Raw genomic sequence first — 24,334 nt, 5'->3', positions numbered from 1 at the left:
GCATTTTTCCCCAACTCAATTATCTATACCTTAAAAAAAGCAGAGAATCTATGAACTTACCTATCTACAACTGCATTATAGACGACAACGAAGACGACATGACAGGCATCTGCGCCATATCGTTTGTCGATTGTCCGGCCAATGAGGTCGATTTCGTAGCACTGAAACGCGATGCTGCCAAAGTATTCCTCAACCGTGACAGCAAGAAACGTATACTCACAGGCGTAGTACTCAAACCCGACCAGCTGATCTATCGCACCAGCCCCGAATTGGGCGACTACTACATCCGCTTCTCGGCTGAACAGATAGAGAAAATCGCACATAAAATGATGCGTACAGGCATCGCCCTGCACAATACTACGCACCAGCATCAGACTCAACTCTCGGGCAACTACCTCACCGAACTATGGATAGTGGAAGACCCGCAGACCGACAAATCGAAAGCATTAGGATTTGAAGACCTTCCCAAAGGGACCTTGATGTGCAGCTACAAGGTCGAGGACGAGCAATATTGGAACACAGAGGTGGTGACCGGCCACGTCAAAGGCTTCTCTTTGGAAGGTTTCTTCAATCAACAACCGGATATTTCCAAAATTAAAAATCAAATGAATGTAAGAATGAACAAAAAGAAACCGAAACAAACATTGCTCGGCCGTCTGGCCAGCCTGTTGCTCGACATCGAGGCGGTGAAAAAGGCCGATGCCACTACCAGCGGCGTGCCTTACGTCGTGTTCGTACTGGCCGACGGCACAGAGGCCTATGTCGACGAAGACGGCTTTGCCACGCTCGACGGCGAACAGATGCCTGCCGGTGAACATCAGCTGGCAAACGGCAACCTGCTTGTAGTGGACGAACAAGGGCAATTTATAGAAACCCGCGAAGCTTCCGAAAACAAAACCAAACCGGAAGAAACAAAAGCTCCGCAAACACTCCGTCGCAACAAGGCACGTCACCGACTCGCAGAATTCGACCCGAAAACAGCCGAAGCGCTCAAAGCCAAGATTGCCGAGATGCAGCAGACTATCGATGCACTTACACAAGCGTTGCAGGAAGCGCAAGGTATGCTCGAAGACACCAAAGGGCAGGTAGAAGAAATGCGCCGCAAAACTCCGTCGGCACGTCCTGCCGTACAGCTGTCTAATATATCGAAAGATGTAAGCGAAATGACTACTGCCGAACGTATGGCGATGGTGCTTAATCAGACTATACAACGTAAAAGCCGTTAGCTTGTAGCCTTTAGCTATTAGCTTAAAAACACCTAACAGCCATCAGCTAATGGCTAACAGCTTAAAAAATAATAATAACCCAATTTAAATCAATAAAAAAATGGCAAACATTTATGACATCTCGTCACTGACTTACCAGCCGTCCTCAAATATGGACTGGTTTACAAAAGCCGTATTCGGTGGCAAACTTATCGAAAAAGGAAAAATCACCCCGATTATCGGCGTGAAGGAATCTACACAGCTCAACCTTATAGACCTTGCCGGAAACATCCTGCAGGCCGATTCGCGCGACTGTGCATGGGATCCTAAACAGATAGCCAAACTGAGCGAAAAGGAACTGAAGGTAAAGACTTACAAAATCAATCTTGAACAGTGCCTCGACGACCTAGAGCGTAAACGCACTATCTGGATGATGGGTCCCGGTGCAAAAAATCAGGAGTTGCCCGACTCTCTCGAAGAAGCAACAATGGCTCTTTTGGCTAATGAACTGAGTGGCGAAATAGAAGCTAAAATCTTCAACGGCGACAGTGCAGCAAACAGCAATGATTTCGACGGAGTAATCAAAGTTTTGACCGACAGTGCGGAAGCGGTAAAATTAGCAGGCGTAACCCTTACAAAAGACAATGTACTGGACGAAATCAGTAAGGCATTTGCCGCACTTCCCGAAGATGTTGCTGCTGCCGGACTTGAAAAGGAAAGCCTGAATATTTACGTGTCATATGCTACTTTGCTGAAAGTGAAAATCGCTTTGGGCGGTGTGTTCGGTGCAAATGTGGTTGTGAATCCGAACTTCATCGTAGAAAATGATGTAGTGAAATACCTCGGCGCTGAAATCGTTCCGGTGAAAGGTATCGGCGATAATAACATGGTAGTAGCCGAAGCATCGAACTTCCTGCTTGGAACAGACCTGTTGAGCGATCTGGAAGAAATCCGCCTCGGACAATTCGCTGCGCCGCAGGATAACAAAATCTTCATTGACGGACGTCTACGCTTAGGTTTTGCTATTCCGTTCGAAGACGAAGTGGTGTTCTACAGTAAATAAATAATTAAATATTCAATTAGTAAATTCGAAAATTAGCAAATGAAAATAATATTCAGACGATGCATTTGCTAATATGCTAATATTCAAATTAACAAATTAAAAAATAAGACTATGTCAGGATGTAAATTAGCTTCCAATATTACAAAAGATAATTGCCACTACACGGTAGCTGGTATCAAAGCAGTATATCTTATCAACTATGATCCCGAAAACGAGTATACACCAAATACCGACGGCGGGATTGAGAAAATAGAACTTGCTGGCGATGCAAAAGCCTACAGTATCGACTTTGCCGACAATACAGCCTCGTTTTCCGACGAACTTGCAATAAACGGCAATGGTGGTAAATACCGTACCCACACCGTAAACTTTACCATTAGCAACTACAATTACGAACTGCTAAATCAGGACTTGGCGTTGAGCTTGGGTAAGTACACAGTTGTTGTGGTAGACAAGTCGAACCGCGCTATCATGCTTGGCCGTTACAATGGTTTGAGTGCTACAGCATTCAACTATGCATCGGGCGCAGCCGATGCCGATGCTTTCGGTTGGACTGTGACTATGGCCGGAACAGAAATCTCCATGGCGCAACTCTTAAAAGACGAGAATGTAATCGCTGCAGTGGCAGATAAGACAGTGACAACACCGTAATATCAGATTTTAGCTTATAGTCGTTGGCCTGTAGCCCCAAGGGCTTTCGCTGACGGCTTAATCTATTTATTAACTGCTATTGGCTATGAGTTAATAGCTAAATGCTAAAAAAACTAATGACTTGCAGATTATTACAAAATATAACCCATACCTGCGATTACAATCCCGGTGGGATAACCAATATCTATCTGCTAGATATACGCGATTTTGAAACATATTATTTTGTAGAAGGAGGCTTGTTCGACAAATGCTATGTGGAGAGGATATCGGTAAGAACGCCTTTTGTGGAGATCGGCGCCGTCAACGAAAGCACTTTTACCGAAATGCAGGAGAACGATGTGTACAAGCAGACGTTGACCACATTTGTAAATACACTGAGTGGCGAGAAGTCATCGGGTCTGTTACTGGCAGCTGCCAATAAGCATCTGGTAGCTTTCCGTACATCGCAGGGATTGATGTATTGCTTCGGCAGCGATGGAGGTGCCTCTCTCAACTTTTCGCAGATAACAGGGCAAACGGGAGAAACGGCAGGATACCAGATAACTATAAGTAAGAGTTCTGTATATCCGCTTTTCGAAACAGATGCCTCACGCTTCAATACTATTCCTGTATTGGGGACTGAAGACAGGCGCATAGTGATGACCGAAGACAACAAATATGCCATGCTGGTAGAAGAAACTGGTAAGCAATAAAAACAAATAACTAAATCATAAAGAAATGGCTAATGATACAAGAAAATTAGACCCCGTAAAATTATCGGAACTGAATTTAATAGACGACCCGAAGGGTTTTTATGTATTTGGTGCGAAAGAGGAAAAAGGCGGAGTGATGAAATCGGGCAGTTGCCTGTTCGATACTTTAGAAAGGATGCAACTCGAACGGCGCATCGCCCTGACGATGGAAAATAAAGAAATAGAAATCTTTATTGGGGAAGAAATGACTATCTATAAAGTAGATCCACTAAATGTGAAAGCACTCACAATTGGTGATGAAAAATTTACAGATCTTGCTCATGTAAATAAAAAAATTGATAAATGCACGAAGGTAAGATTCTCTATTGAATTTGAAAAAGAGGAAGAAACAGCTTATTTATTCATTTACGCTAAAGCAGAATTACCATGATATATGAAATAAAGAAAAACGATATGACATTATTGGTAGACGATAATGTGTTTTTTGATAAGCAGCCAAAAGAGTTTAAAAGTCTTTATGAAGATCACAGATATGTAGAAACAACAGATGAAAACGGAAATGTGATTGGAGGATATGAAACTGATTCGGCAGATGTAGAAAACTACAATATACTGGTATTGAAGAGCGGTAGAGTAATTATAACTAAAAAACAGACAGACTATGAGATGGACATGGAAGGATAAATATTATCTGAATAATTTAGATGCGGAAAAATTATATAAAGTACTCTATATATCGAATATGGGGATTGGTACGCTCGGAACAAGGGATTATCCGGCAAATTCATCTTGCAGACTTTCAACCGACACATCTACTGTATTTGTTTTCAGTGGAGGAAAACATCACATAAATTTTACACCCACAGTAGGGAACACTGTAAATCATAAAATGCAAGGTGCAGGTATTAATAAGACAATATTAACCGGTATTATGCATGTAAACTACGGCAGCATTTACGGAACAACTTTTGAAGCGAAAGATATGACTGTGGGCGCTGTAACTCAGGATTCTTCCGGCAATATGAGAACGGTATCATGGACATTCACCAATTGTGAAATAAACGGATTATTCAGTAAAAAGGATGCTGGGAGCCTGATTTACAATAAATGCTTGTTTCGAATACCTGACTATTCAGGGCAAAGATGTTCTTATACAGGTGTCAAAGGAATGAATATTCCCTCCGGAAACCTGAATTTAGTAGACAAATGTGATGTGGTTGTAACGCAGGCATTAATAGATTCGTATAAGAAAAATTATATCGGATTTAATGATTGTCGTTTCAAGATAGGGAAAGAAGCTGATTTTAGTCCACTTCTACCTACCGATTCAGATAATAATGTAATATCCAATCCTACCGAATCGGATTTTCGAGATGAATTTGTAAATAGATGTACAAAAGAAAATATAACGGCCTCTTCTGTTTTAGATTTCGACGAAGAACTGGCTGTTGGCCGTTGGATATTTTCTAAAGACTCTGCATTGGACGGAGTTGTACTCAATGATTCAATGATTCATGCTTTTGAGAAAAGGCGGTATATAACTTTGGGTTATTATGAACCCCGAATATTGAATGTCAGGATTTCCACAGATATGACTCTTCCTAACAGTATTACGCCTGCAGGATCAAATGATAAAGCCAATATTGATACTGATTCTTTTACTTTCAGTTCTGATATTGATATCACCAATCCTTGTACCGCTTACGTGACATCAAATATTATATATCTGGGGGGTAAACAACAATTAAATAAGATAAATATAGTAAATAATCTGCCTGTAGAATATGGGGTTTTTCTTGATAACACTCCTTCCTTATCCGGACCGGTTACATCTATAATACCTTACGAGGATGGAACAGCCAGAGATTATATTGTAAGGTCTTCGAATAAATTGCCGGCTTCAATTACATATGATGGAGTTACTTATACCACAAATCTTACATCAAAGAATAACCTATTCAGAGGTATTCCGGGTAAGACAATGTTTTCTGACATTCAGGGAAATGCAGCAGTTTATGAAATAACAGATAAAACTGTGGCGCAAACGATTCAAATGCGTATAGTAAGAAAGGTTCCCTCATCAAAAATAACGACAGGTACCTTACAGGAAAATTATTGGTATTACGTACAGCATAATTCCGATCGGGAAGATGCCATAGCTACAGATGTTGTTATTTATAATGGAAAAAGATATCCTGTTGGCGGCTCATTTTTGGTAAAAGGAGTGCTGAATTTCTCTATTCCTACGGGAAGCAATGTTCATTTGCGCAGATGTTGGAGAGAAGATTATGATAATCCTACTCAGGAAATTACGGATGCTTCCTTTTGGCAAAATGAGCAAAAGCCTAAATGGTTTGATGTAATACCTGAAGATCCGAGATGTATCATGAAAAATAATTCCAGTATAGCCGTAGAAATGCAGGAAAGGGATGGGAAATATATTGCATCGGGACATCCGGATTTTTATAATGAGATTAAAGGCTCTGCCGGAGGCTTATTGCCTGCTTTTCCGATTAAAGGAAGCTATATGCAATTAAGATTGAAAATAACTACACTTAATCCTATAACATAATGGCAGATTTGGAAAATGGATTACCACCACAGGGAGCTGATATTTCAGATAAACAGCTAAATGTTGTTTTAATAGATAAATCGGATGCCGAAGACAGCGAAATATCCGGTATATCCTTAGTAATGGTAGAAAAACAGAATGCTGAAGACAGCGAAATACCGCGAATAAGTGTTATATCTATTGATACCAGCCCTGCAGGACGGAACTGGGCTACATTTCTCTGAAACTAACTACCGCCTGCTCCGGCTATATAGCTGGGGTAGGCAGTTATCTAAACAATTCATAATTCATAACTTATAATTCATCATTATAATAACGTGTTACTAATCATAGAATCATTCCTTACCGAAGACTTTGTTACCCTGCGCATCAAGCTTGCCATTGTAGCCATTATGTGGCTGCTGGTAGCTATTGCCATATCGCTCGATCTGGTGAGCGGCTGGCGCAAGGCTAAAGAGAGGGGCGAGGTGCGTACATCGTATGGGCTAAGGCGAACAGTAACTAAAGCTGTGCTGTACTATGCCCTGATGCTGTTTGCCTTTATGTTCGACTGCATAGGCATGTTCTTCTATGCAGAACCCTATGTGACGCTTATTGCTGCAGGATTCCTGATCTTTATCGAAGCCAAATCGATACTGGAGAAGGCGCACGATAAGGATAAGAAACGGTTTGGGAGAAGCATCGAAGAACTTACCACGATCCTCGAAAACAAAGACGACCTGATAAAGGGAATCACCGACATTGTTAAAAAACAACTGGAAAATAACGAAGAAAATGAGAAAGATTGATAAAATAATTCTTCACTGCTCCGCCACAAAGGAGGGGCAGCATTTCACAGCCGAAGATATCGACTGCTGGCATAAAGAGCGTGGCTTTGCCAAAATAGGTTATCACCATGTCGTTTATCTCGATGGCTCTGTGCATAAGGGACGCGACGAGTCGCTTATCGGGGCGCACTGCCTCGGACAGAATGCCACGTCGATAGGTGTATGTTATATCGGCGGGTTGGACAAAAGTGGCAAGCCGAAGGATACGCGGACGGCAAATCAGAAAAGGGCACTGATAAATTTAGTTAACGATCTGAAAGCTAAGTATCCCGGCTCAAGAGTTTACGGACATAACGAATTTGCAGCAAAAGCCTGCCCTTGTTTCGATGTGAAGAAAGAATTCAGATATTAATCAATAAAAACAAACAATCATGTTAAAAATCACAACAAATGCAAAGAACGTTACTTTTGTAACAGGAGACAATAAGTACGAAAAACCTTTTAACTCGGTAGATTATATCATTGCAAGTGACGATACGGTCATATTACAGCATGTGAGCACGCGTCGCACATTTCTATCCGAAAGAATAGAAGATATAGAACTCAACGGGGAAGTACTGACTCCGCAGAATGTGGATGAAAAGCTCAATGAAGCTCTTTTTTTCTGAGAGGGGGATCGGGAGGCGTCCTCGATAAATATATCTCAGCCTTGTCGGCATTACATGTCGATGTCGACAAGGCTCAGTTAAGGAAGCTATATAACGATCTCGATCCCCGGATAAAGAGTGATGCAAAAATAATACTGCTGCCTGTCGCCGTTTCGGAAGGGAAAGTATATGCAATGGATAATAAGACGGGTGAGCCTGTGGTATTTGATTTTGCAAGGGCAACCAGTGCTACTTATTTTGATTGTGATTCCACTATCAAATCAGCAGCGGTAAATATTCCGAGAATAGATTATCTGACGGGCATACCAGGATTATTAATGGAGCCTCAATCGACAAACTATTTTATAAGAACTGGCCCGGGGAATCTCGGTAATATCACAATAACACAGACTGACGAATTAGCTTTCGGATATCAAGATTTTGTACAGATTGCAAGCAATAACAGTAATTCTTTCCAACAAATAAGATGGAACAGTACCTCTCCAATGATAATAAGTATTGCGCTTAAAAAGCAACTCGGAGGTTCGAGCTCCATTATGGCATATAACGCACAAGGATATGAAATATCTGGGGCTGTCGGAATTGGTGAAGTATTATATGGAAATGCAAGTATATCTCCGGGAAGAATTCAGGCAGAAAAATACTGCAACCATTCACCCGATGGTACAGCTTCGATAGTAACTTACAAATTAGAAAACGTTGCCAACAATGGATTTTGGGGTTTATATCCGGGTCTAAATTCTGTTGATAATGCTAATAAGGCAGTCAGATACGCTATGCCTCAACAGGAAAGAAATAGAACCGAAGCGACATCATATATTCCTACAACAACTTCTCAGGCGACCCGTAGCGCCGACTTGATGAGCTATACTATGACCGAAGAGTCGGCGGTGTATATCAAAACCAACAAAGATGAAAAGAACCTGACTGTGCCTGAAGGAGAATGGAATATTCATAGTATCATGAATAATGAAAGAATACAACTATTAATTATATATTAGTCATGGAAACAAAATACTATTCATGTAAAAACAAAACCTCATTAATCAAAGCTTTCAAAAGCGTTGCCGACCTTACCGATTTGCAGAATTATGACGACTGGTATATTTCGATAGATATTATCGGGGTAGTGGATATGAATGAATCACATGTAAACACCATAGATGAAGATGGTAATATTACCGGTACCGAACAGGAACCCGTATGGAGTGATTATTTATTCAATGTGAAATTCCTTTCAGAGAAATACAAGCCTCTTTTTAAGAATTTCACCGAAGAGACTCCTGCCACACCATTAAGAACATTCGCATGATACGGCTGTGCAGAATACTGTCGGGGCTTATAATCCCGACGGTTCTAATGATCTGTTTTGCCGGATGTAAAACACGGATCGTACATGTCCCCGTCGAGTCTGTCCGCACGGAATATAAAGACCGGTTGTGGCGCGATTCGGTTTACCTGCACGATTCGGTGCTGATAAAAATAAAGGGTGATACAGTCTGGCTGGAGAAATATAAATATCTGTACAGGGATAAAATTCTCAGAGATTCGGTATTTGTCAGCGATACTATTCAGGTGCCATATCCGGTCGAGGTGGAGAAGGAAGTAAACCGCCTCAGTTCGTTCCAGTCTTTTCAGGTATGGTGCGGGCGAATACTGTTGCTGATATTGGCAGGGTGGGTAGGGGTGAGGTGGCTCAGGAAAAAAATCTGATTCTTATAGCACTTCACACTAAATAAGGGTAAATTCCTTTCTATTATCACAAAGTATAAGATCGGATTTTACCCTTGTTTTTTATTGTGTCAAAGTATAGAAAACGGGGCAGATATATGAACATATATCAATAAGATTTAAAATTAACTACTGCTTCATTATTATTAACTTAGACTTTTGAACATACACAATCTCTGCTCTGTTTATACCGAAAAGAGAAGTAGTAACTTTCATAATTTTTCGCTTCATGAACAACACTCCTATTATAATAAAGAAAACATATCCTGTTCCGGTATCTAAGGTATGGGCAGCGATTACCGATAAGGACAAGATGCGGGAATGGTATTTCGATATCGATGATTTCACCCTGCACAAAGGCTCTGAATTTAATTTCAGCGTAACTTTCGACGGGCGCACATATCACCACCGATGTACAATAATTGAAATCGAACCCGAAAAAAAGCTTGTCTATACTTGGACACACCCTGAAGACAGCGAAGGCGAATCGGTCGTAGAATGGGAAATGGAATCTGTACCCGAAGGTACGGAAGTGACTCTGACCCACTTCGGAACTGAAAACTTTGCAGATGCAGGCGAAGGATTTTCACGGGAAGATCACGAACAGGGATGGGAAGAGATTTTGGGTGAAAACCTGAAAGACTATTTAGCGAGATGAGTATGTATTTAGTAACAATTTAAATTTAACGACATGGCAACAACTGTAAATCCGGTAGTATGGTTCGAAATATATGTAAGCGATATCGATCGGGCGCGCAATTTTTATGAAACAGTATTGGAAAAGAAATTGTCGGATATGCCGATGGAGAACTCCACGGATTTCAAAATGGTAACTTTTCCTTATGCCGAAGACCAGAATGCGCCCAATGCTCCCGGAGCATTGGTTTGGATGAAGGATATGGATGCAGGGGCGAACAGCACCGTTGTATATTTCGGCTGCGACGACTGCGCCGTAGAAGAAAGCCGTGTAAGGTCGGCAGGAGGCGAAATACATAAGTCGAAATTTTCAATTGGCGAACACGGTTTTATATCGCTCTGCGTAGATACCGAAGGCAATATTTTCGGGTTGCACTCTATGAAATAATAAAATAAACTGATGGAAGAGAAAAGAAAATCTATTACAGTTCAGGTTCAGGTGCATGCACCTGCTCATATAGTCTGGGACTACTGGACCGACCCCGAGCATGTCATGCAATGGAATGCTGCTTCGGACGGCTGGCATACCACCAGTGCCGTTAGCGACCTGCAACCGGGCGGTCGGTTCAATTACCGCATGGAAGCTTTAGATGCCAGCGAAGGCTTCAACTTCGAAGGGATATATGACAATGTGGAAATCAATAAACAGATAGATTATATCCTTGGCGACGGCCGGCAGGTACATGTTCACTTCGAAGAAAACGAGGCCGACGGCTCCATAATCACCGAAACATTCGAACTCGAAGGCGAAAACTCCGAAGAGCAGCAGCGCGAGGGCTGGCAGGCTATTCTTGACCGCTTCAAGTATTATGTGGAAATAAACGAAAAGTAAACGGTTTTGGTAGTATATAGTAAAGACGCGGGTAATGGGTATTGCCTGCGTTTTTTTTATAATTTTTTTCTTAATAAAAAATTACAAAAATAAGGCTTTAACCCTCGCAGACCCACCAATGGCTTAGCGGCTGAAAGGGAACGGGTTATCGCCCCGTTTCGTTCTATGCTACTTCCGCTGGGTGTATTTCCTGAGTCTATTTCGGATAGGCGAGCAACGAAGCGCTAGCCTTTTGTTTCGTTTTGGGCAATGCCAAAATGAAAAACAAGCCGACAGGCGCGTTAAAATTAAAGGAATATTTTTTACTAAAAAATCAATCAAAAAAGTTAAAATCCCATGCAACTTATTTAACCCATTGCGCATCTTATATATAGATGTACTCGTTAACTTAATTATACAAAAAAAATGTCATGAATAAAGCACTTCTGTTACTCGCTTCGGTGATGTTTTTGTTTGCAAGCTGCGCAGATGAAAAATTAGAGGAAGATGACGGCGATCGCATAATCTGGGATTTCATTAACTACAGTGTTATATTTAAAGTCGTGGATCAGTCAGGACATGATCTGCTCAATCCCGAAACGGAAGAGAATATTCTCGACAATGATATCGTAGTCAAATATGACGGAAAGGAATTTAACAGGAAAACACCTAAATATAATATGCCAGACCCGTTAGATCTGAGGACATACCAGCTCGAAGAAGGCTCTAATGCCTTGTTTTTCGGCGAGTTCAGCCCTGAAAGTAACTATAGGGATGAGAAATTCACAATAGAATGGGGCGACGGTACACAGACAGACATAAAATTCGACCTTTACATTACATGGAATGAAAAAAGGACCGATCCTTCGGTACATAAAATAATATATGTGGACGGCAAGAGATATTCGGACGAATCGTTTGTCGTTACCATAACTAAGTAGAATTATTAAACAAAGAGCTGAATGCACGTAAAAGAGGCAGGGGAATTTCCTTTGCCTCTTTGTCGTATGTAAAAACCTGATTGTCCTTTACAGATAATCTGTCTAATTTAACTATCTTAGGCGCTGATTTTAAACAATTAGCAAACCGAAAAGAATATATGACGGAAAAAGAGAAAGCGGCAAAAGGCCTTCTATACAATGCCAATTACGATAAAGAAATAATCTCCGACAGGGAAAAAGCCAAAGAAATTCTATACCACTACAATCATCTGCACCCCTCGAAGACAGAAGAGCGTCAACAAATCATACGCGGGCTGCTGAAAAGTGCCGGAAAAGAGTTTATTATAGAACCGCCGTTCTATTGCGACTACGGTTACAATATCGAGATAGGGGAGAATTTCTTTTCCAATATGAATCTTGTCATTCTCGACGGGGCTATGGTCACCATCGGCAGCAATGTATTTATTGCACCCAATGTGGGCATCTATACGGCCGGCCATCCGTTCGATGTGCAGCAGCGCAACGAAGGGCTGGAATATGCCTATCCCGTTACCATCGGCGACAATGTATGGATAGGTGCAGGGGTGAATATATTGCCGGGAGTGAATATCGGTAGCAATACCGTGATAGGCGCGGGGAGTGTCGTATCGAAAGACATTCCCGAAGGAGTGCTGGCAGTGGGTAACCCGTGCAGGGTGATACGTAAGATTACGGACGAGGATAAGGGGAAATATAAGATGGCATAGATTTTCTCTCGCCAGAGCGGAAAGAAATATTTTATTTTAACACAGAGCAAAAAGATTAACACAGAGTTCTTTATAAAACAAGACACAAATATTATGAACTATATGCGATACATTATATATTTACTTCTTCTTGTCATCTCCGCAGCCGCCTGCCGCAAGACCAATACCGAAGAACAGGCTTCCGATACCGACAGCATTATCTCTGCTGTACAATCCATAAATATACAGCCCGATACATTACTGTTGCCCGATTTCAGCTTTGGTAATATCGGCTTTGTAGAGCCGGCCGGATACCGCGGAACAGAGCCGGAAGACTATGCACATATGTTTGAAGAAGAGTGGTACGATTTCTATCGCGATACTGTCAGCGGCGAATATTATTTACATAAGGCCGAACTGGAGGTCGGAAAATTTTATGACGATTGCCTGCAGGATTCCACGACTTATATAGCATCCAAGCGGGGTAGCTTTTTCCTTATCAAAGGGTTGCAGCCGAAAGAAGCCCATATAAAAAGCCTGCCTGTAAACGAAAGGAATAAGCATATATGGGTGGGCGAACAATATACATATACTTTCAACGGGCGGATATACACGCTTCGTGGCGACGGGGTTACAGTTAATGAGGATAAGGTCTATATGGGTGACAATGAAGAGCCTGCACGCTGGGACGAGGTAATAAACTACCGCCTGTACCTCTCGGAACATGGCGTAGAGGGAGAACAACTGCTTATTGCTATTCCGTCCTTCAACGATACATTTGTAGAACTTTTGTGGATGGGCGATCTGGACGAGGACGGACGCATCGATTTCATATTCAGTGTAGGGCGCGATTATGAGTCGCGGCGGGTAGAACTGTTCCTTTCATCGCAGGCCGTAGAGGGCGAGATAGTAAGATGTGCAGGCGAGTCGGGCTATGAGTTTGATTGTTGATATATTCTATACAAGCGCGGCACACCACCGCGCTTTTTCATTATACTTCCTTACTGTTAAAAACAAATTTTACCATATTTTTAATAAAATAAAGAATTATATTTGCACCCGTATCTTAACAAAACAAACGAGACGTAAATTTTTATAAATTACACAAGTTCATGAAATTACTGAATACTATACTGTGGGCGATTGTATGCGTGTGCCTGTTATCTGCGTGTGGAGATGATGACGACAACCACACCGATAACGGAGGCAATGGCGGTAATAATGACGGCGGAGAAACTCCGATAGAGAAAGTAACGCTGATTACAGAATTGAAAAAAACTATTGAAGAGAAACAATTACCTTATCTTGAATTCACCTACGATGACAACAATCAACTGACAGAAGTAGTGGAATATAAATATTTTGATGGCAAAGCCAAAGGCGCTACTACAATGTCATTTGTGAAAAACGGAAAACTGCTGACTGTGAATTCAGTATTCAGGGATGTTGCCGGAGAGGAAGACCTGTATGAATCCGAAAAGTATGAAATGAAATACGACGACAACGGCAACATCATTGAAAAGAAAAGATATAACTCGTACGGCAGGCTCCAAGAAGTATATCAATATACATGGGCTAAAGGTAAGATAGTAAAGATAATCAAAGCAAAGGATGAGACACCGTTTGAAGATTTATATGAACTAAAATGGGATACAAACGGGAATGTCTTGCCTATAAGTATTGAAGAACAGACAGCTTCTGATAGCTATACATCTTCCATTACTTATATCTAAAATAATAAGACAAATAAGAGAATTACTATTAATCAAAACTTAACTTATGAAATTTATTAAAACAACGCTTTGGGCACTATGTGTGTGCCTGTTTGTTGCATGTGGAGACGACGATGACAACAATGGTAACGGAGGCAACAATGGTGGAGATAACGGCGGTGGAGAGACCCCGACAGAGAAAGTAACACTGATAACAGAACTTCAGGTAATGGAAATGGATAGTGATAAAAAGCTTCCTTATCTTGAATTCACTTACGATGACAACAATCAACTGACAAAAGTAGTGGAATATGAGCATTTTGAAAATGGCACTCTCGAAGGCGCTACTACTATGACTTTCGTGAGAAGCGGAAAATTACTGACTATAACTTCTGTATCCAAAACTGTTGCCGGAGAAGAAGACGAGGATGAAGCAGAAAAGATTGAAATGAAATATGATGATAACGGCAACATAATCGAAAAGAAAATCTATAATTCGGACGGTACAGAAGATGAGGTATTTCAATATACTTGGGCTAACGGAAAGATAGTGAAAGTAAGTAAATCGGAAGAAGGCAAACCAATTGCGGACTTGTACGAAGTGAAACGCGATGCCGACGGGAATGCCTTGCCAATAACAGTAGTATATACGGAATCAGGACAGAGCTTCCTGAACATAGATACAGATACATATACTCTCTCTGTGAATAAAGTGAAGCCGGAAAGGCTTTATTCTCTAATGCCTATCGAATATTCGTTAATCGTATCGGGAGATGATGGAGAAGGATTTTTAAAAGCGCAGTCGGCAAATGAAGTTACTAAATTTGTTAGTACATGGGAGAGAAAAAAATATTCGGATTCGGATATGACTAACCTGATAGGTAAAACTGTTTCCGAACATACCAACGAGTATAATTATACATATGATGCAAACGATTTATCTACAGAATTCACCGAGAGTGAATTAAGTACATACAGCATAGAAGATTATATAGATGATACGAATAATAGCAGCTCAACCAAAGGGCCTGAAGTAACAAAACTTTATCCTACATATGTAGAAAAAGACAAAAAATAATATGTCATAGTTCTGGCATTTAAGTGTTTATATTTAAAATAATAAGACAAATAAGAGAATTACTATTAATCAAAACTTAATTTATGAAATTTATTAAAACAACGCTTTGGGCACTATGTGTGTGCCTGTTTGTTGCATGTGGAGACGACGATGACAACAATGGTAACGGAGGCAAGAATGGTGGAAATAACGGCGGTGGAGAAACCCCGACAGAGAAAGTAACACTGATGACCGAAATCAATATATTGATAGGTGATAAAAAGCTTCCTTACAGAGTATTTACTTATGATGATAATAATCAATTAAGTAAAGCTGTGGAAAATGGTTATAATTCTAATGGAGAATTAGATTATTCTGCAACAACAACATTGACAAGGAATGGAAATACGGTTACCGCTATCATGCAGTATGATGAAAGTGAGGATGACGATGAGGATGCTCAAAGCAGAATCAAAATGGAGCTTATATACGATGATAAGAATAACATTATCGAAAAAATAGTTTATGCTTCGGATGATAAAACAAAAAAGTTTGTATTCACGTATACATGGGCTGACGGTAAGGTGATCAGAATAGATAAACAGCTTTTACTTGAAGATGATTCGGAAAGTGCAGAAGTAGAATTTGACGCGGCAGGTAATGCAAAACTCATTACAATTTCGAGACTTCCCGAGGATATCCCATCCGATAACACGCATAACAGCAGTTTCAGCTTTTTCGTTAATACTTCTAAGAAAACGAATTTCTTCTCATTATGGCCAAAAGAATATGTTTTTATTGTAGATGGTGATGGCGAAGAGGATTTCGATTATCAGGTAATAGAAAGCCAATGTGTAAATGAAATATCGAAGGAGATTTTTAAATCTGAATATAAAAACTATAATAACTCGTCGAAAGAAATTTTGCTCTCGGAATATTCAACCGAATTATTCTACGAGACTACATATAAATACGACGATGGTGGTTTGCCTTCAGAAGTTATACGTGCATATTCATCGAGGCATATAACTATCGACTATGAGAATTCTGATCATGATTCAGAAACAAATCATGAGCCTTATTTTGCCAAACTATATCCGGTTTTTGTAGAAAAAGACAAAAAATAAAACAACTTAATCTATCTGAAAAAGCGTACGGGCTCACAACCTACCGTGCGCTTTTTTTATATACATAATCCAAAATGAATTTTATAATTTAACATTTATCCACAATATATCTTTTTTTATTAAGTTTGTATCCATATGTCCGGAGTATCGGTTATGATACCATTTAATTAACCAAATTAACTGCACAAAAATTATGAAACAATCAACGAACCTCTTTTGGGTGCTGGCTTTTGCAGTCATTTTCGCAGCATGCAGCGACAGCGATGATACGAAACCCGACCCTGATCCCGACCCCGATCCTGCAAAAAGAATACTGGTCACAAAAATAGAATTGCAGGTAAATAACCAGAAAGTACCGTATATGGAATTTACATACGATGACAATGACCTGCTTACAGCAGCCGTAAAAAAGAATTACGAAGACGGGGTGCTGGTATCTACCGAGTCTTTTACCCTTACCCGCAACGGGAAAAACAATGCTGTTGCCGATGCTTCCTTTGTTTTGGCTACCGCGCCCGACAATCAGGTGCATAACAAATTCGGATTTGTATACGACGAAAACGGTCAGATAACAGAGAAGATTCGATACGCTTCGGACGGAACAACAAAAAGCGAGTCGCAGACGTACAAGTGGGCCTATGGACAGATAACAGAGGTGAATATGGATGCTTTAAGTAACAAGGCTAATATTTATGAAATAAAATACGACGATAAGGGTATTCCGCAACCGCTTAGTATTTCAGCATTAGTAAAAGGAGAATATGACCGTTATAATTATAATACAGAAACCTACACACCGACAATAAACGAGTCGAAGCTAACGAATTTCTTTTCGCATATACCTCTCGAAGTGACATTGCTTTTCCTCGCTCAGTATCCGGGCGACCTTATGCGCAGCCAGATCAGTAACGAGATAACATCATTCGATTATAAATATTCAGAAAAAACCTATCCGAATGAAAATTACGAGGATTTGGATATTTTGGGTGAAAAAGACAAGCTGAATAACTATAAATATACATACGTATATGAGGATAACGGCCTGCCGTCGGAAGTAACCCAGACCCTGACTACTACAACTAAATTTAAAGATTATCTAAATCCGGACGAAGACTTTGAAGAGGATAATGTAATTACAGTCATGAAATTGTATCCGACATATCTGGTAAAAGAGATGAAATAATTAACTACACAAAATTTATGAAACAATTAAGAAATTTATTCTGTTTGCTCTTCGTAGCAATCTTTTTTGCAGCCTGCAGTGACGATGACACACAGCCGAAACCCGATCCTGAACCCGATCCCAAGCCGGGAACTACCAAGAACGTTCTGCTTACAAAAATAGAAACGGAGATAAAAAACAAGAAGCTCCCTTATCTTGAATTTACCTATGATGAGAATGACAGGCTGACCAAGGCCGTAAGACAGACTTATGACGATGAGGGGGAATTAGATTCCAGAGTTTCTTTTACTCTCACCCGTAGTGGGAATACCGCGGTTACTGAATGCATAGATATCTATGATTATGACGAGGACGAGGAAGAACGGACATACCAATTTAAATTTGTATATGATGACAGTGGTCAGGTAACAGAACTTATAAAATATGCTTCGGCAGGCAACGGAACAAACCGTACGCAGTCATACGAATGGGCATCGGGACATATCGTGAAGGTTAGCGTGCAAGGCGAAAGTGCGAGTGATCTTTCCTATGATTTAAAATACGACGATAAAGGTAATGTGCAGACTTTCACTATAGATCAGTCGATGCAAATACCAGACGGTTATCTGGAACTATATACCGTTTTCACACCTGTGGTTAACCAGTCGAAAATATCGAATATTTATTCTCTCATACCTCTCGAATATTCTTTGCTCTTCCTTTCTTTTTTCCCTGCCGACGTAATGCGCCACCAGATGAGCACTGAGATCACCTCTATGGAATACAGGCAGGTATCGAAAAAGTATCCGGGTGCAACTGCTGACGGCTCGGTTCAGCAGTGGGAGAATGTGAACACCAATGTGTTCGAATATACATATAAATATAACGATGAAAATAATTTTCCGGTTGAAGTAATAGAAACTTTTAAGAGTAGGAGCGTATTTACAGACTACAGCAATTCGGCCAATAACACAGACGATAGCGGCACAAAAATAAAAAAGATGTATCCGACATATCTGGTGAAAGAAAAATAAAGGATTACATACATATTAATAAACAGAAGCGCACCGAATTCATTTCCGTGCGCTTTTATAATATTCTGCAAAAAGTTATATCTTTACACAAATACAAAACCAACAATATGAGAAGGCGCTTCCCCCTGACAATACTATTCTTCGTTTTCGCCCTGTGCAGCCATGCGCAAACATTCGCTGTGAAAGGCACGGTGTCGGACGAACTCGGTTTCAGCCTTGTGGGAGTATCCGTCGTGAATAAGAATTCGGGGCTAGGAACAGCCAGTGACCTCGACGGGAACTATGAGATACGTGCATCTAAAGGTGACCAGCTCTTATTTACCTATCGCGACTATCCCGAACAGCGTATTACTGCCATTAAGAAGATGCCCGATGTAAGGATCGTAAAGCCCGAAGAAGAAACAGACGCGCAGGTTCCTAACGATACATATTACCAAAAAGTAATCAGTTCGATGCGCAACGTAAGGGAATACGTCCTGCCTGCCAGCGACCTGCATCTGGTACAGCATAAGCCGTTCGATGCCATATACGTCATAGACAGCGATACGGTACCTTATGATACCTTTGTCCGCCTTACTCCCTCAGATATAGCCTCCCTCGATATACAGAAAAGCACCCGCAACAGACTGGAATCGGGCGGTTTCGCCTATCGCACAGTGGTAATTGCCCGTACAAGTTTCTTTGTAGAGGGAACCGTTACTAATCCTGAAGGGAAGCCATACGCCAATATTTATATTGTAAATAAGACGGCAGGCGAAAGCACTGTCTCCGATGCTGCCGGACGCTACTGCATAAAAGCATCCAAAGGTGACGAAATTCTGTTTTCCAAGCCCGGTGCTTTTCCTCGTATACACATAGCAGACGGGCCTGTAGCGGATATACAACTTATTACGCCCGAGTTTACGTGCGTCACAGGTAGTGTGCGCGATAATACAGAGCCTTTAATCGGTGTAGTAGTAAGTGTTATGGGAACGAAGACGCAGGCATATACCGATATAGACGGCATGTTTACGATAGATGCCCGTTATGGCGATACACTTATATTCACTTATTTGGGATATAAGAAAAAGGCCGTAAAAATTGATTATGAAGTAATGAGTGTCGAACTCGAAGAAGAGCCTGTGCAATGGGGCGGCCGTCGCTGGTAGGGGATTTGTATTTTTATAAATTATTATTTCTTGTCGTGCGTCAGCTTCCCGTGCATTAGTTCCCAAGGCGGGCACCTGTCCGGTACAGGCGGCGTAGAAAGGGACGGGGCGATAGCCCGTTTGTCACTTTCAGTCGGCAAGCCGTTGACAGGTCGGCGGGGAACGAAGCACTAGCCTTTTGTTTCGTTTTGGGCGATGCCAAAATGAAAAGAAGTAATTCGCGCAGTAAAAGAATGAGCATAAAAATCAATAGGATAATGAAATATATCATCTTAATAATTCTCCTTCTATCAGGCTATACCACTCTATATAGCCAGAGAGTAATACTATCAGGAAAGGCAATCAATGCCAAAGCCGGAGCCGAATTAAAAATAGCTGATGATACACCTTACCTTATCGACGGAATAACGCATTGGCCCGATTCCCTGCTCGAGCGCGAAGTCGTTGTCAGTGGCTATCTGCATGAAACTGACTGGAGCAACGCCCCCGTCAGTAATATACCTCCCGGCACTTATATGGGAGTCCACCGCCTTATCAGGAATGCGCAGTGGAGACTGGACAATGCTCCTGCGGACGAACAGGCAACACTGAAAGGCACAGCGGAATTCCGCGACGGAAACCCGGTACTGATTACTTCCGACCGCACTTATCACCTGAAAGAGATAAAAAACTATGTGGAATGGAATAAAGCCGCAGGCAATCAGGTAGGAGTCACAGGCAATATATATCTGTTGCGAAACGGCGCCACGGCAAAGGTTGAGAATGTGGTGAAAATACTGGACAGCGATAAATTTATACTGAAAGTAAAGGAATGGAAGCGGGTTGGCCTCCCCAACCCCTCCAAGGGAGGGGCTATTTCCTCTCCAAAGTTGTAAGTTTGTTAAGTTTCTGATTTATTTTGGTTAGCTTAGACAATGCTAATCAGCAGATGCAGATAAGGATATAAAAAAGATTTTATCGCAAAGACGCGAAGATGCTGCCGAGTTTTAAATAATCAAAACTATGCCCAGTCGTGCGTCAGCTTCCCGCGCATTAGTGACACAGGCGGGGTACCCAATCCGTTGAAGGCGGCTTAGAATCAAACGGGGCGATAGCCCATATGTTTGATTCAGACGGCAAACGGTTTTGGGTCGCCGAGGAACGAAGCGCTAGCTTTTTGCTTCGTTTTGGGCAATGCCAAAATGAAGGACAAGCCCGGGAGGGCGCGGCAGTTATGAATCAAGTCTTCTAAATATAAAGTAGGTTTTGAACTATACTAAAAAATATTTTAATTAGAAGATACTTGAAAACTAATATCCGGCAGTATGGCTTGTAGCCAAAATAAACTCATAAAAGAACAAAAACCCCCTCTTGTTGTTTCAATACTAAAGATTATCTTTGTATCGGATTGAAAGGTTATTAAAGGAGAGCATATAATATTACCTTTACCTGATACAGACTGATATTTCACAACGAAACAAATACATATGACAAGAATTACTACGGCTCTTTTAATTATTGGGTTCCTTATTTTACATGCGTGCAACAAAAAGCCCGCCGAAACAGCAACAAACGACATTCAGCAACAAGATTCGGTTAAAGTTGAAAAAGAAGAAGTAAAGAAAATCGACACGGTTATCGTAGAAAAGGATTTGCTTTACGACAAATATACCCTCGAAGATACATATCCCTATAAAGATACTACCCGTTCATTCAAATGGGAAAAGATACGCGCCGGACTCAGGCTCCTCGATTCAGTACAGCAGCAACCCGCTATGTGGGGCGTCCTGCAAAACTACAGGAACAACAACGGCGAAGCATCTCTGGTAAAAGAATACAAGCGCAATGTGTATAAACGTATTGCCGACAATTACGGCGTAGAACGTTTTCAGGGAGTGCCTCTTTTTGCATTGGAAGATACCATTACCGCAGAACGATACGGCCGAGACGGCTCTCTGGTGAAGATTACGCAGCAGGCCGACAGTACGGATAAGTTCGTTAAGCTGGAAACAGTATATATATCAGGCGAATGGTTCGTGCCGAAGAAATATGTAAAAGAAATACACGACAGCCTTTCGTTCACCCATGCCATATTTGTCGACCGCGTGAATGAAAACATTATGACGCTGGAAAAGAAAGACGATAAATGGCTTGTCCGCAGCATGAATCCCGCTACCACAGGACTTCATAACCCGCCTTACCAGCAGGAAACACCGCTCGGTATGTTTGTTATACAGGAAAAGAAAAGCAAGATGTATTTTCTTGTCGACGGTACTACGCGCAACGGCGGCTTTGCCCCTTATGCCAACCGCTTTACCAATGGCGGCTATATACACGGTGTACCCGTGAATGCACCGCGCACGGCTTTGATAGAATACAGCGCATCGCTGGGTACGACGCCCCGCTCGCATATGTGTGTCCGCAATGCCACTTCACATGCTAAATTTGTCTATGATAACTTTCCGGTAGAGGCTACAATCGTATTTATAATAGAGTAGGGGGTTAGCGCCTTTGCCCTATCGGTATGCTGATGCCAAGCTGTATATTCAGGGCGCGGCTGGTAGTAGGCAGGAAGTCGGAAGATATATGCGGCACGGCATAGTCGCTTGCTATAAAGACATTCACTCCGCGTGACGGTACAAAATGCATGGCTAACCCGAATGTATCGAACCGGCTATGGTTGACCGAATAAGTCAGGCTGCCTGCAAACCATTGGCATGGGCGATAATTAGTCGATAGCGTAAATTCCGATATATCCGAATAGTTACGGAAGTGTTTTGTATAAAGAATTCCTGCCGATAACTTATCTTTTATTATTTCATATTCGACACCCATTTTTATGCTCATGCGCAGCATCGAAGTCCTGGCACGCCTTTTATCTCCTTTCAGGTTTATGGCCTGCTTTATATCGTCGAGCGCATCCTCGAATACATCGAACACCGACGAACCGTCTCTCTCGTATATCGAATAATCGCTTGGCGATACAGTAACTTCCGTTTCGGGCGATTGCAGGCTAATGGAGTTGTTTTTCGACCACGTGATAAAGCCTATATCATTTATCGAACCCGATATTTTCAATCCTTCCAGTGCAGGAAATATATTCTTTACATCATATTCCGCACCGAGATCGACAGCCAGACCGAAGCCGGGAATATTGAAGTGCCCGAAGCGGAACCCGTCCAGGTTGCCTTTTTCATCGTAGCGCGGTTCCACACCCGGCGCCGACCCGATAAGGGTAGCTTTGGATTTTGCCCTCCAGAAGTCGGGACCTGCATCTATGCTGAGACTTTCGGCATTCAGCCTGTAGTCGGCCAGTCCGCCCAGCAGTTTTGCTTTTGCACCCAGTATCAGCATTTTATTGAGAAATGGGCGCGAATGTGATACACCAAGTTCTATGAAACTATAGCCTGTCGATTTCAGATCGGAAAGGTCGTATCGCGATTGTTCGTTTTGTGTAAAGCCTCTTTTCAGAAGTTCGAAGAACGGTTTAGGTATATTAATATCGGCATGTGCCCTCACACCTAAGTCTATATTCCAGTAGTGGTCGCCTTTGAAGAATCCGTAGCCGAACAGCTTCACATTTGCATCCACATTCATGTAATTGTTGCGTGTCAGCTTCGAGAGGAACTGATCTACACCTACACTCTGGTGCATAAAGGTTACACGCCTGCCGTCAGGACCTTTGAATGTAAAGTTATCCAGCATTATTCTGTTCGTCTGCAGGTTGGCGCCTATATTCGGCATTACGGGCACCACGAGATACCCCTGTTCGGGTTGTAGTGCCGGATTGAGGCTGTTTCTCAGGTAAGACGTTTCCATAAAATAATCCGACTGGGTAACCTGTGCCCGCCCTGTTTTTACAGAAAATATCATTAAGGATAGGATGAGGACTATATGTAATTTTACAGAAATATGCATGTCATTGATTATTCCTTGCGTCAGAGTTCGTAATAAAAGCCGCCTGTCTTGATTATGGCATCCCATATATAAATATAGTCCTTGTCGCTTATCCATACGGTCGCATCTTTCGAACTCAGGACGAAATATATCCGTAGGTCGGAAGAATCGGTCATGTATTTCATATATTCGGGAGCTATTTTTACCGTAAAGCTCTGACTTTCTCCGAGAGTTACCCTTTGCGAGGGTATAATTATCTCTTTTATTTTATTTTGGTTCTCATCCAGAATATTGAAATACATATCCAGATAAATACCTTTTACAGCTATCATAAAATCGATCTTTGCCGAAATCTCCACATCGTGGTTTCCCTCATAGAAAAATTTCTTAATGGCATTGGGGTCGAAAAGATTGTACATCGTATAGCGAATGATGACAGAGCCGTCGGGAATAGGTATGCCCCACGATTCATCGCCCTGCGGCAGGCCTTCTATATATAAGGTATCCATGCTGCCGAGCGGGATAGGGGGTATACTGATGATGCCGGAAGTATCCAGTTCGCTCCAGTTATATTCTTTCTCAACGCATGCCTGCATCGGGAGAAGAAGTATGAGAACAAGGAGTATAAAGCTGCGCAGGAGTTTCATCTTCAATGAGTTTACTATTCTCAGTTTGTATAACAAATTTAAAGTTTAT

31 protein-coding genes are annotated in these 24,334 nt (G+C 41.6%); 28 read left to right on the top strand and 3 right to left on the bottom strand.

What is annotated here, in order from left to right; genetic code table 11:
- Window positions 1–50: 50 nt before the first annotated feature.
- The 26 genes from K348_RS0101695 (at window position 51) to K348_RS0101565 (ending at window position 19,762) form a co-directional block, all read left to right on the top strand.
- Window positions 51–1,226, top strand: a complete 1,176-nt coding sequence (locus tag K348_RS0101695; protein WP_029902296.1) for an XkdF-like putative serine protease domain-containing protein — start codon at window positions 51–53, stop codon at window positions 1,224–1,226.
- A gap of 100 nt (window positions 1,227–1,326) precedes the next feature.
- Window positions 1,327–2,268 (top strand): hypothetical protein, encoded by a 942-nt coding sequence (locus K348_RS0101690; protein WP_029902295.1) that lies wholly within the window; start codon window positions 1,327–1,329, stop codon window positions 2,266–2,268.
- Between the two features lie 111 nt (window positions 2,269–2,379).
- A complete protein-coding gene (locus tag K348_RS0101685) occupies window positions 2,380–2,919 on the top strand; it encodes a hypothetical protein (protein WP_029902294.1) in 540 nt (179 codons plus the stop codon).
- Between the two features lie 116 nt (window positions 2,920–3,035).
- A complete protein-coding gene (locus K348_RS0101680) occupies window positions 3,036–3,611 on the top strand; it encodes a hypothetical protein (RefSeq protein ID WP_029902293.1) in 576 nt (191 codons plus the stop codon).
- A 25-nt stretch (window positions 3,612–3,636) separates the two neighbouring features.
- The gene (locus tag K348_RS0101675) at window positions 3,637–4,041 is read left to right on the top strand and encodes a hypothetical protein (protein WP_029902292.1); all 405 of its coding nucleotides are present in this window, start codon (window positions 3,637–3,639) and stop codon (window positions 4,039–4,041) included.
- A complete protein-coding gene (locus K348_RS0101670) occupies window positions 4,038–4,295 on the top strand; it encodes a hypothetical protein (RefSeq protein WP_029902291.1) in 258 nt (85 codons plus the stop codon). Before K348_RS0101675 ends, K348_RS0101670 begins: the two co-directional genes overlap by 4 nt.
- Window positions 4,273–6,183, top strand: coding sequence for a hypothetical protein (locus tag K348_RS0101665; protein WP_051697492.1), 1,911 nt, complete (start codon window positions 4,273–4,275; stop codon window positions 6,181–6,183). The genes K348_RS0101670 and K348_RS0101665 overlap by 23 nt, the downstream gene beginning before the upstream one ends.
- A complete protein-coding gene (locus K348_RS0101660; protein WP_029902289.1) occupies window positions 6,183–6,407 on the top strand; it encodes a hypothetical protein in 225 nt (74 codons plus the stop codon). The genes K348_RS0101665 and K348_RS0101660 overlap by 1 nt, the downstream gene beginning before the upstream one ends.
- A 93-nt stretch (window positions 6,408–6,500) precedes the next feature.
- On the top strand, window positions 6,501–6,971 hold the full coding sequence (locus tag K348_RS0101655) for a phage holin family protein (RefSeq protein WP_156032711.1): 471 nt from the start codon (window positions 6,501–6,503) through the stop codon (window positions 6,969–6,971).
- On the top strand, window positions 6,958–7,362 hold the full coding sequence (locus K348_RS0101650) for an N-acetylmuramoyl-L-alanine amidase (RefSeq protein ID WP_029902286.1): 405 nt from the start codon (window positions 6,958–6,960) through the stop codon (window positions 7,360–7,362). The genes K348_RS0101655 and K348_RS0101650 overlap by 14 nt, the downstream gene beginning before the upstream one ends.
- Window positions 7,363–7,381: 19 nt before the next feature.
- Window positions 7,382–7,618 carry a hypothetical protein gene (locus tag K348_RS0101645; protein WP_029902284.1) on the top strand — a complete coding sequence of 79 codons (237 nt, stop codon included), beginning with the start codon at window positions 7,382–7,384 and terminating at the stop codon, window positions 7,616–7,618.
- 41 nt (window positions 7,619–7,659) lie between these two features.
- Window positions 7,660–8,619, top strand: a complete 960-nt coding sequence (locus tag K348_RS0101640; RefSeq protein ID WP_029902282.1) for a hypothetical protein — start codon at window positions 7,660–7,662, stop codon at window positions 8,617–8,619.
- Between the two features lie 2 nt (window positions 8,620–8,621).
- Window positions 8,622–8,930 (top strand): hypothetical protein, encoded by a 309-nt coding sequence (locus tag K348_RS0101635; protein WP_029902280.1) that lies wholly within the window; start codon window positions 8,622–8,624, stop codon window positions 8,928–8,930.
- A complete protein-coding gene (locus K348_RS0101630; protein ID WP_029902278.1) occupies window positions 8,927–9,331 on the top strand; it encodes a hypothetical protein in 405 nt (134 codons plus the stop codon). The genes K348_RS0101635 and K348_RS0101630 overlap by 4 nt, the downstream gene beginning before the upstream one ends.
- 247 nt (window positions 9,332–9,578) lie before the next feature.
- Window positions 9,579–10,007: an SRPBCC domain-containing protein gene (locus tag K348_RS0101620; protein WP_029902277.1), complete on the top strand. Its 429-nt coding sequence runs from the start codon at window positions 9,579–9,581 to the stop codon at window positions 10,005–10,007.
- A gap of 33 nt (window positions 10,008–10,040) precedes the next feature.
- Complete coding sequence (locus K348_RS0101615) at window positions 10,041–10,433, top strand: VOC family protein (RefSeq protein ID WP_029902275.1); 393 nt, start codon at window positions 10,041–10,043, stop codon at window positions 10,431–10,433.
- 12 nt (window positions 10,434–10,445) lie between these two features.
- Window positions 10,446–10,877: an SRPBCC domain-containing protein gene (locus K348_RS0101610; RefSeq protein WP_029902272.1), complete on the top strand. Its 432-nt coding sequence runs from the start codon at window positions 10,446–10,448 to the stop codon at window positions 10,875–10,877.
- 410 nt (window positions 10,878–11,287) lie between these two features.
- The gene (locus K348_RS0101605; protein ID WP_029902270.1) at window positions 11,288–11,797 is read left to right on the top strand and encodes a hypothetical protein; all 510 of its coding nucleotides are present in this window, start codon (window positions 11,288–11,290) and stop codon (window positions 11,795–11,797) included.
- Between the two features lie 158 nt (window positions 11,798–11,955).
- Entirely contained in the window at window positions 11,956–12,543 is a 588-nt protein-coding gene (locus tag K348_RS0101600) for a sugar O-acetyltransferase (RefSeq protein ID WP_029902268.1), read from the top strand.
- Window positions 12,544–12,645: 102 nt separating this feature from the next.
- On the top strand, window positions 12,646–13,473 hold the full coding sequence (locus K348_RS18685) for a hypothetical protein (protein ID WP_156032709.1): 828 nt from the start codon (window positions 12,646–12,648) through the stop codon (window positions 13,471–13,473).
- 161 nt (window positions 13,474–13,634) lie between these two features.
- Window positions 13,635–14,255 (top strand): hypothetical protein, encoded by a 621-nt coding sequence (locus K348_RS0101590; protein ID WP_029902264.1) that lies wholly within the window; start codon window positions 13,635–13,637, stop codon window positions 14,253–14,255.
- Between the two features lie 46 nt (window positions 14,256–14,301).
- The gene (locus K348_RS0101585; protein ID WP_029902262.1) at window positions 14,302–15,312 is read left to right on the top strand and encodes a hypothetical protein; all 1,011 of its coding nucleotides are present in this window, start codon (window positions 14,302–14,304) and stop codon (window positions 15,310–15,312) included.
- Window positions 15,313–15,395: 83 nt separating this feature from the next.
- Window positions 15,396–16,418 (top strand): hypothetical protein, encoded by a 1,023-nt coding sequence (locus K348_RS0101580; RefSeq protein ID WP_029902260.1) that lies wholly within the window; start codon window positions 15,396–15,398, stop codon window positions 16,416–16,418.
- Between the two features lie 193 nt (window positions 16,419–16,611).
- Window positions 16,612–17,601 (top strand): hypothetical protein, encoded by a 990-nt coding sequence (locus K348_RS0101575; protein ID WP_029902258.1) that lies wholly within the window; start codon window positions 16,612–16,614, stop codon window positions 17,599–17,601.
- A gap of 17 nt (window positions 17,602–17,618) precedes the next feature.
- Window positions 17,619–18,614, top strand: a complete 996-nt coding sequence (locus tag K348_RS0101570) for a hypothetical protein (RefSeq protein WP_156032707.1) — start codon at window positions 17,619–17,621, stop codon at window positions 18,612–18,614.
- A 107-nt stretch (window positions 18,615–18,721) separates the two neighbouring features.
- Window positions 18,722–19,762 (top strand): carboxypeptidase-like regulatory domain-containing protein, encoded by a 1,041-nt coding sequence (locus tag K348_RS0101565; protein WP_029902255.1) that lies wholly within the window; start codon window positions 18,722–18,724, stop codon window positions 19,760–19,762.
- Window positions 19,763–19,817: 55 nt separating this feature from the next.
- On the opposite strand, the gene K348_RS19145 is transcribed toward K348_RS0101565, so the two are convergent.
- Complete coding sequence (locus tag K348_RS19145; protein ID WP_231496723.1) at window positions 19,818–20,003, bottom strand: hypothetical protein; 186 nt, start codon at window positions 20,001–20,003, stop codon at window positions 19,818–19,820.
- 16 nt (window positions 20,004–20,019) lie between these two features.
- Between K348_RS19145 and K348_RS0101560 the strand changes: the two genes are divergently transcribed.
- Window positions 20,020–20,637 carry a hypothetical protein gene (locus K348_RS0101560; RefSeq protein ID WP_156032705.1) on the top strand — a complete coding sequence of 206 codons (618 nt, stop codon included), beginning with the start codon at window positions 20,020–20,022 and terminating at the stop codon, window positions 20,635–20,637.
- 591 nt (window positions 20,638–21,228) lie between these two features.
- Window positions 21,229–22,239 carry a L,D-transpeptidase gene (locus K348_RS0101555; RefSeq protein ID WP_029902250.1) on the top strand — a complete coding sequence of 337 codons (1,011 nt, stop codon included), beginning with the start codon at window positions 21,229–21,231 and terminating at the stop codon, window positions 22,237–22,239.
- 4 nt (window positions 22,240–22,243) lie between these two features.
- Here K348_RS0101555 and K348_RS0101550 read toward each other — a convergent pair whose 3' ends face one another.
- Window positions 22,244–23,755, bottom strand: a complete 1,512-nt coding sequence (locus tag K348_RS0101550) for a DUF5723 family protein (RefSeq protein ID WP_156032703.1) — start codon at window positions 23,753–23,755, stop codon at window positions 22,244–22,246.
- Complete coding sequence (locus K348_RS0101545; protein ID WP_029902247.1) at window positions 23,680–24,285, bottom strand: hypothetical protein; 606 nt, start codon at window positions 24,283–24,285, stop codon at window positions 23,680–23,682. Before K348_RS0101545 ends, K348_RS0101550 begins: the two co-directional genes overlap by 76 nt.
- Between the last annotated feature and the right edge of the window lie 49 nt (window positions 24,286–24,334).

This window comes from Prevotella sp. 10(H) (genome assembly GCF_000711235.1).
GTDB lineage: Bacteria > Bacteroidota > Bacteroidia > Bacteroidales > Dysgonomonadaceae > Dysgonomonas.
Note: the sequence above shows the minus strand (reverse complement) of the source record. Positions and strands in the feature narration are given on the sequence as shown.

Coding starts and splice junctions, on each gene's coding strand:
- K348_RS0101620 (WP_029902277.1), top strand. CDS start 9,579: ATGAACAACACTCCTATTATAATAAAGAAAACATATCCTGTTCCGGTA.
- K348_RS18685 (WP_156032709.1), top strand. CDS start 12,646: ATGCGATACATTATATATTTACTTCTTCTTGTCATCTCCGCAGCCGCC.
- K348_RS0101630 (WP_029902278.1), top strand. CDS start 8,927: ATGATACGGCTGTGCAGAATACTGTCGGGGCTTATAATCCCGACGGTT.
- K348_RS0101665 (WP_051697492.1), top strand. CDS start 4,273: ATGAGATGGACATGGAAGGATAAATATTATCTGAATAATTTAGATGCG.
- K348_RS0101670 (WP_029902291.1), top strand. CDS start 4,038: ATGATATATGAAATAAAGAAAAACGATATGACATTATTGGTAGACGAT.
- K348_RS0101570 (WP_156032707.1), top strand. CDS start 17,619: ATGAAACAATTAAGAAATTTATTCTGTTTGCTCTTCGTAGCAATCTTT.
- K348_RS0101590 (WP_029902264.1), top strand. CDS start 13,635: ATGAAATTACTGAATACTATACTGTGGGCGATTGTATGCGTGTGCCTG.
- K348_RS0101645 (WP_029902284.1), top strand. CDS start 7,382: ATGTTAAAAATCACAACAAATGCAAAGAACGTTACTTTTGTAACAGGA.
- K348_RS0101690 (WP_029902295.1), top strand. CDS start 1,327: ATGGCAAACATTTATGACATCTCGTCACTGACTTACCAGCCGTCCTCA.
- K348_RS0101575 (WP_029902258.1), top strand. CDS start 16,612: ATGAAACAATCAACGAACCTCTTTTGGGTGCTGGCTTTTGCAGTCATT.
- K348_RS0101660 (WP_029902289.1), top strand. CDS start 6,183: ATGGCAGATTTGGAAAATGGATTACCACCACAGGGAGCTGATATTTCA.
- K348_RS0101565 (WP_029902255.1), top strand. CDS start 18,722: ATGAGAAGGCGCTTCCCCCTGACAATACTATTCTTCGTTTTCGCCCTG.
- K348_RS0101685 (WP_029902294.1), top strand. CDS start 2,380: ATGTCAGGATGTAAATTAGCTTCCAATATTACAAAAGATAATTGCCAC.
- K348_RS0101635 (WP_029902280.1), top strand. CDS start 8,622: ATGGAAACAAAATACTATTCATGTAAAAACAAAACCTCATTAATCAAA.
- K348_RS19145 (WP_231496723.1), bottom strand. CDS start 20,003: ATGCTCATTCTTTTACTGCGCGAATTACTTCTTTTCATTTTGGCATCG.
- K348_RS0101615 (WP_029902275.1), top strand. CDS start 10,041: ATGGCAACAACTGTAAATCCGGTAGTATGGTTCGAAATATATGTAAGC.
- K348_RS0101545 (WP_029902247.1), bottom strand. CDS start 24,285: ATGAAACTCCTGCGCAGCTTTATACTCCTTGTTCTCATACTTCTTCTC.
- K348_RS0101600 (WP_029902268.1), top strand. CDS start 11,956: ATGACGGAAAAAGAGAAAGCGGCAAAAGGCCTTCTATACAATGCCAAT.
- K348_RS0101675 (WP_029902292.1), top strand. CDS start 3,637: ATGGCTAATGATACAAGAAAATTAGACCCCGTAAAATTATCGGAACTG.
- K348_RS0101560 (WP_156032705.1), top strand. CDS start 20,020: ATGAAATATATCATCTTAATAATTCTCCTTCTATCAGGCTATACCACT.
- K348_RS0101680 (WP_029902293.1), top strand. CDS start 3,036: ATGACTTGCAGATTATTACAAAATATAACCCATACCTGCGATTACAAT.
- K348_RS0101555 (WP_029902250.1), top strand. CDS start 21,229: ATGACAAGAATTACTACGGCTCTTTTAATTATTGGGTTCCTTATTTTA.
- K348_RS0101610 (WP_029902272.1), top strand. CDS start 10,446: ATGGAAGAGAAAAGAAAATCTATTACAGTTCAGGTTCAGGTGCATGCA.
- K348_RS0101650 (WP_029902286.1), top strand. CDS start 6,958: ATGAGAAAGATTGATAAAATAATTCTTCACTGCTCCGCCACAAAGGAG.
- K348_RS0101605 (WP_029902270.1), top strand. CDS start 11,288: ATGAATAAAGCACTTCTGTTACTCGCTTCGGTGATGTTTTTGTTTGCA.
- K348_RS0101695 (WP_029902296.1), top strand. CDS start 51: ATGAACTTACCTATCTACAACTGCATTATAGACGACAACGAAGACGAC.
- K348_RS0101550 (WP_156032703.1), bottom strand. CDS start 23,755: ATGGATAAGCGACAAGGACTATATTTATATATGGGATGCCATAATCAA.
- K348_RS0101580 (WP_029902260.1), top strand. CDS start 15,396: ATGAAATTTATTAAAACAACGCTTTGGGCACTATGTGTGTGCCTGTTT.
- K348_RS0101585 (WP_029902262.1), top strand. CDS start 14,302: ATGAAATTTATTAAAACAACGCTTTGGGCACTATGTGTGTGCCTGTTT.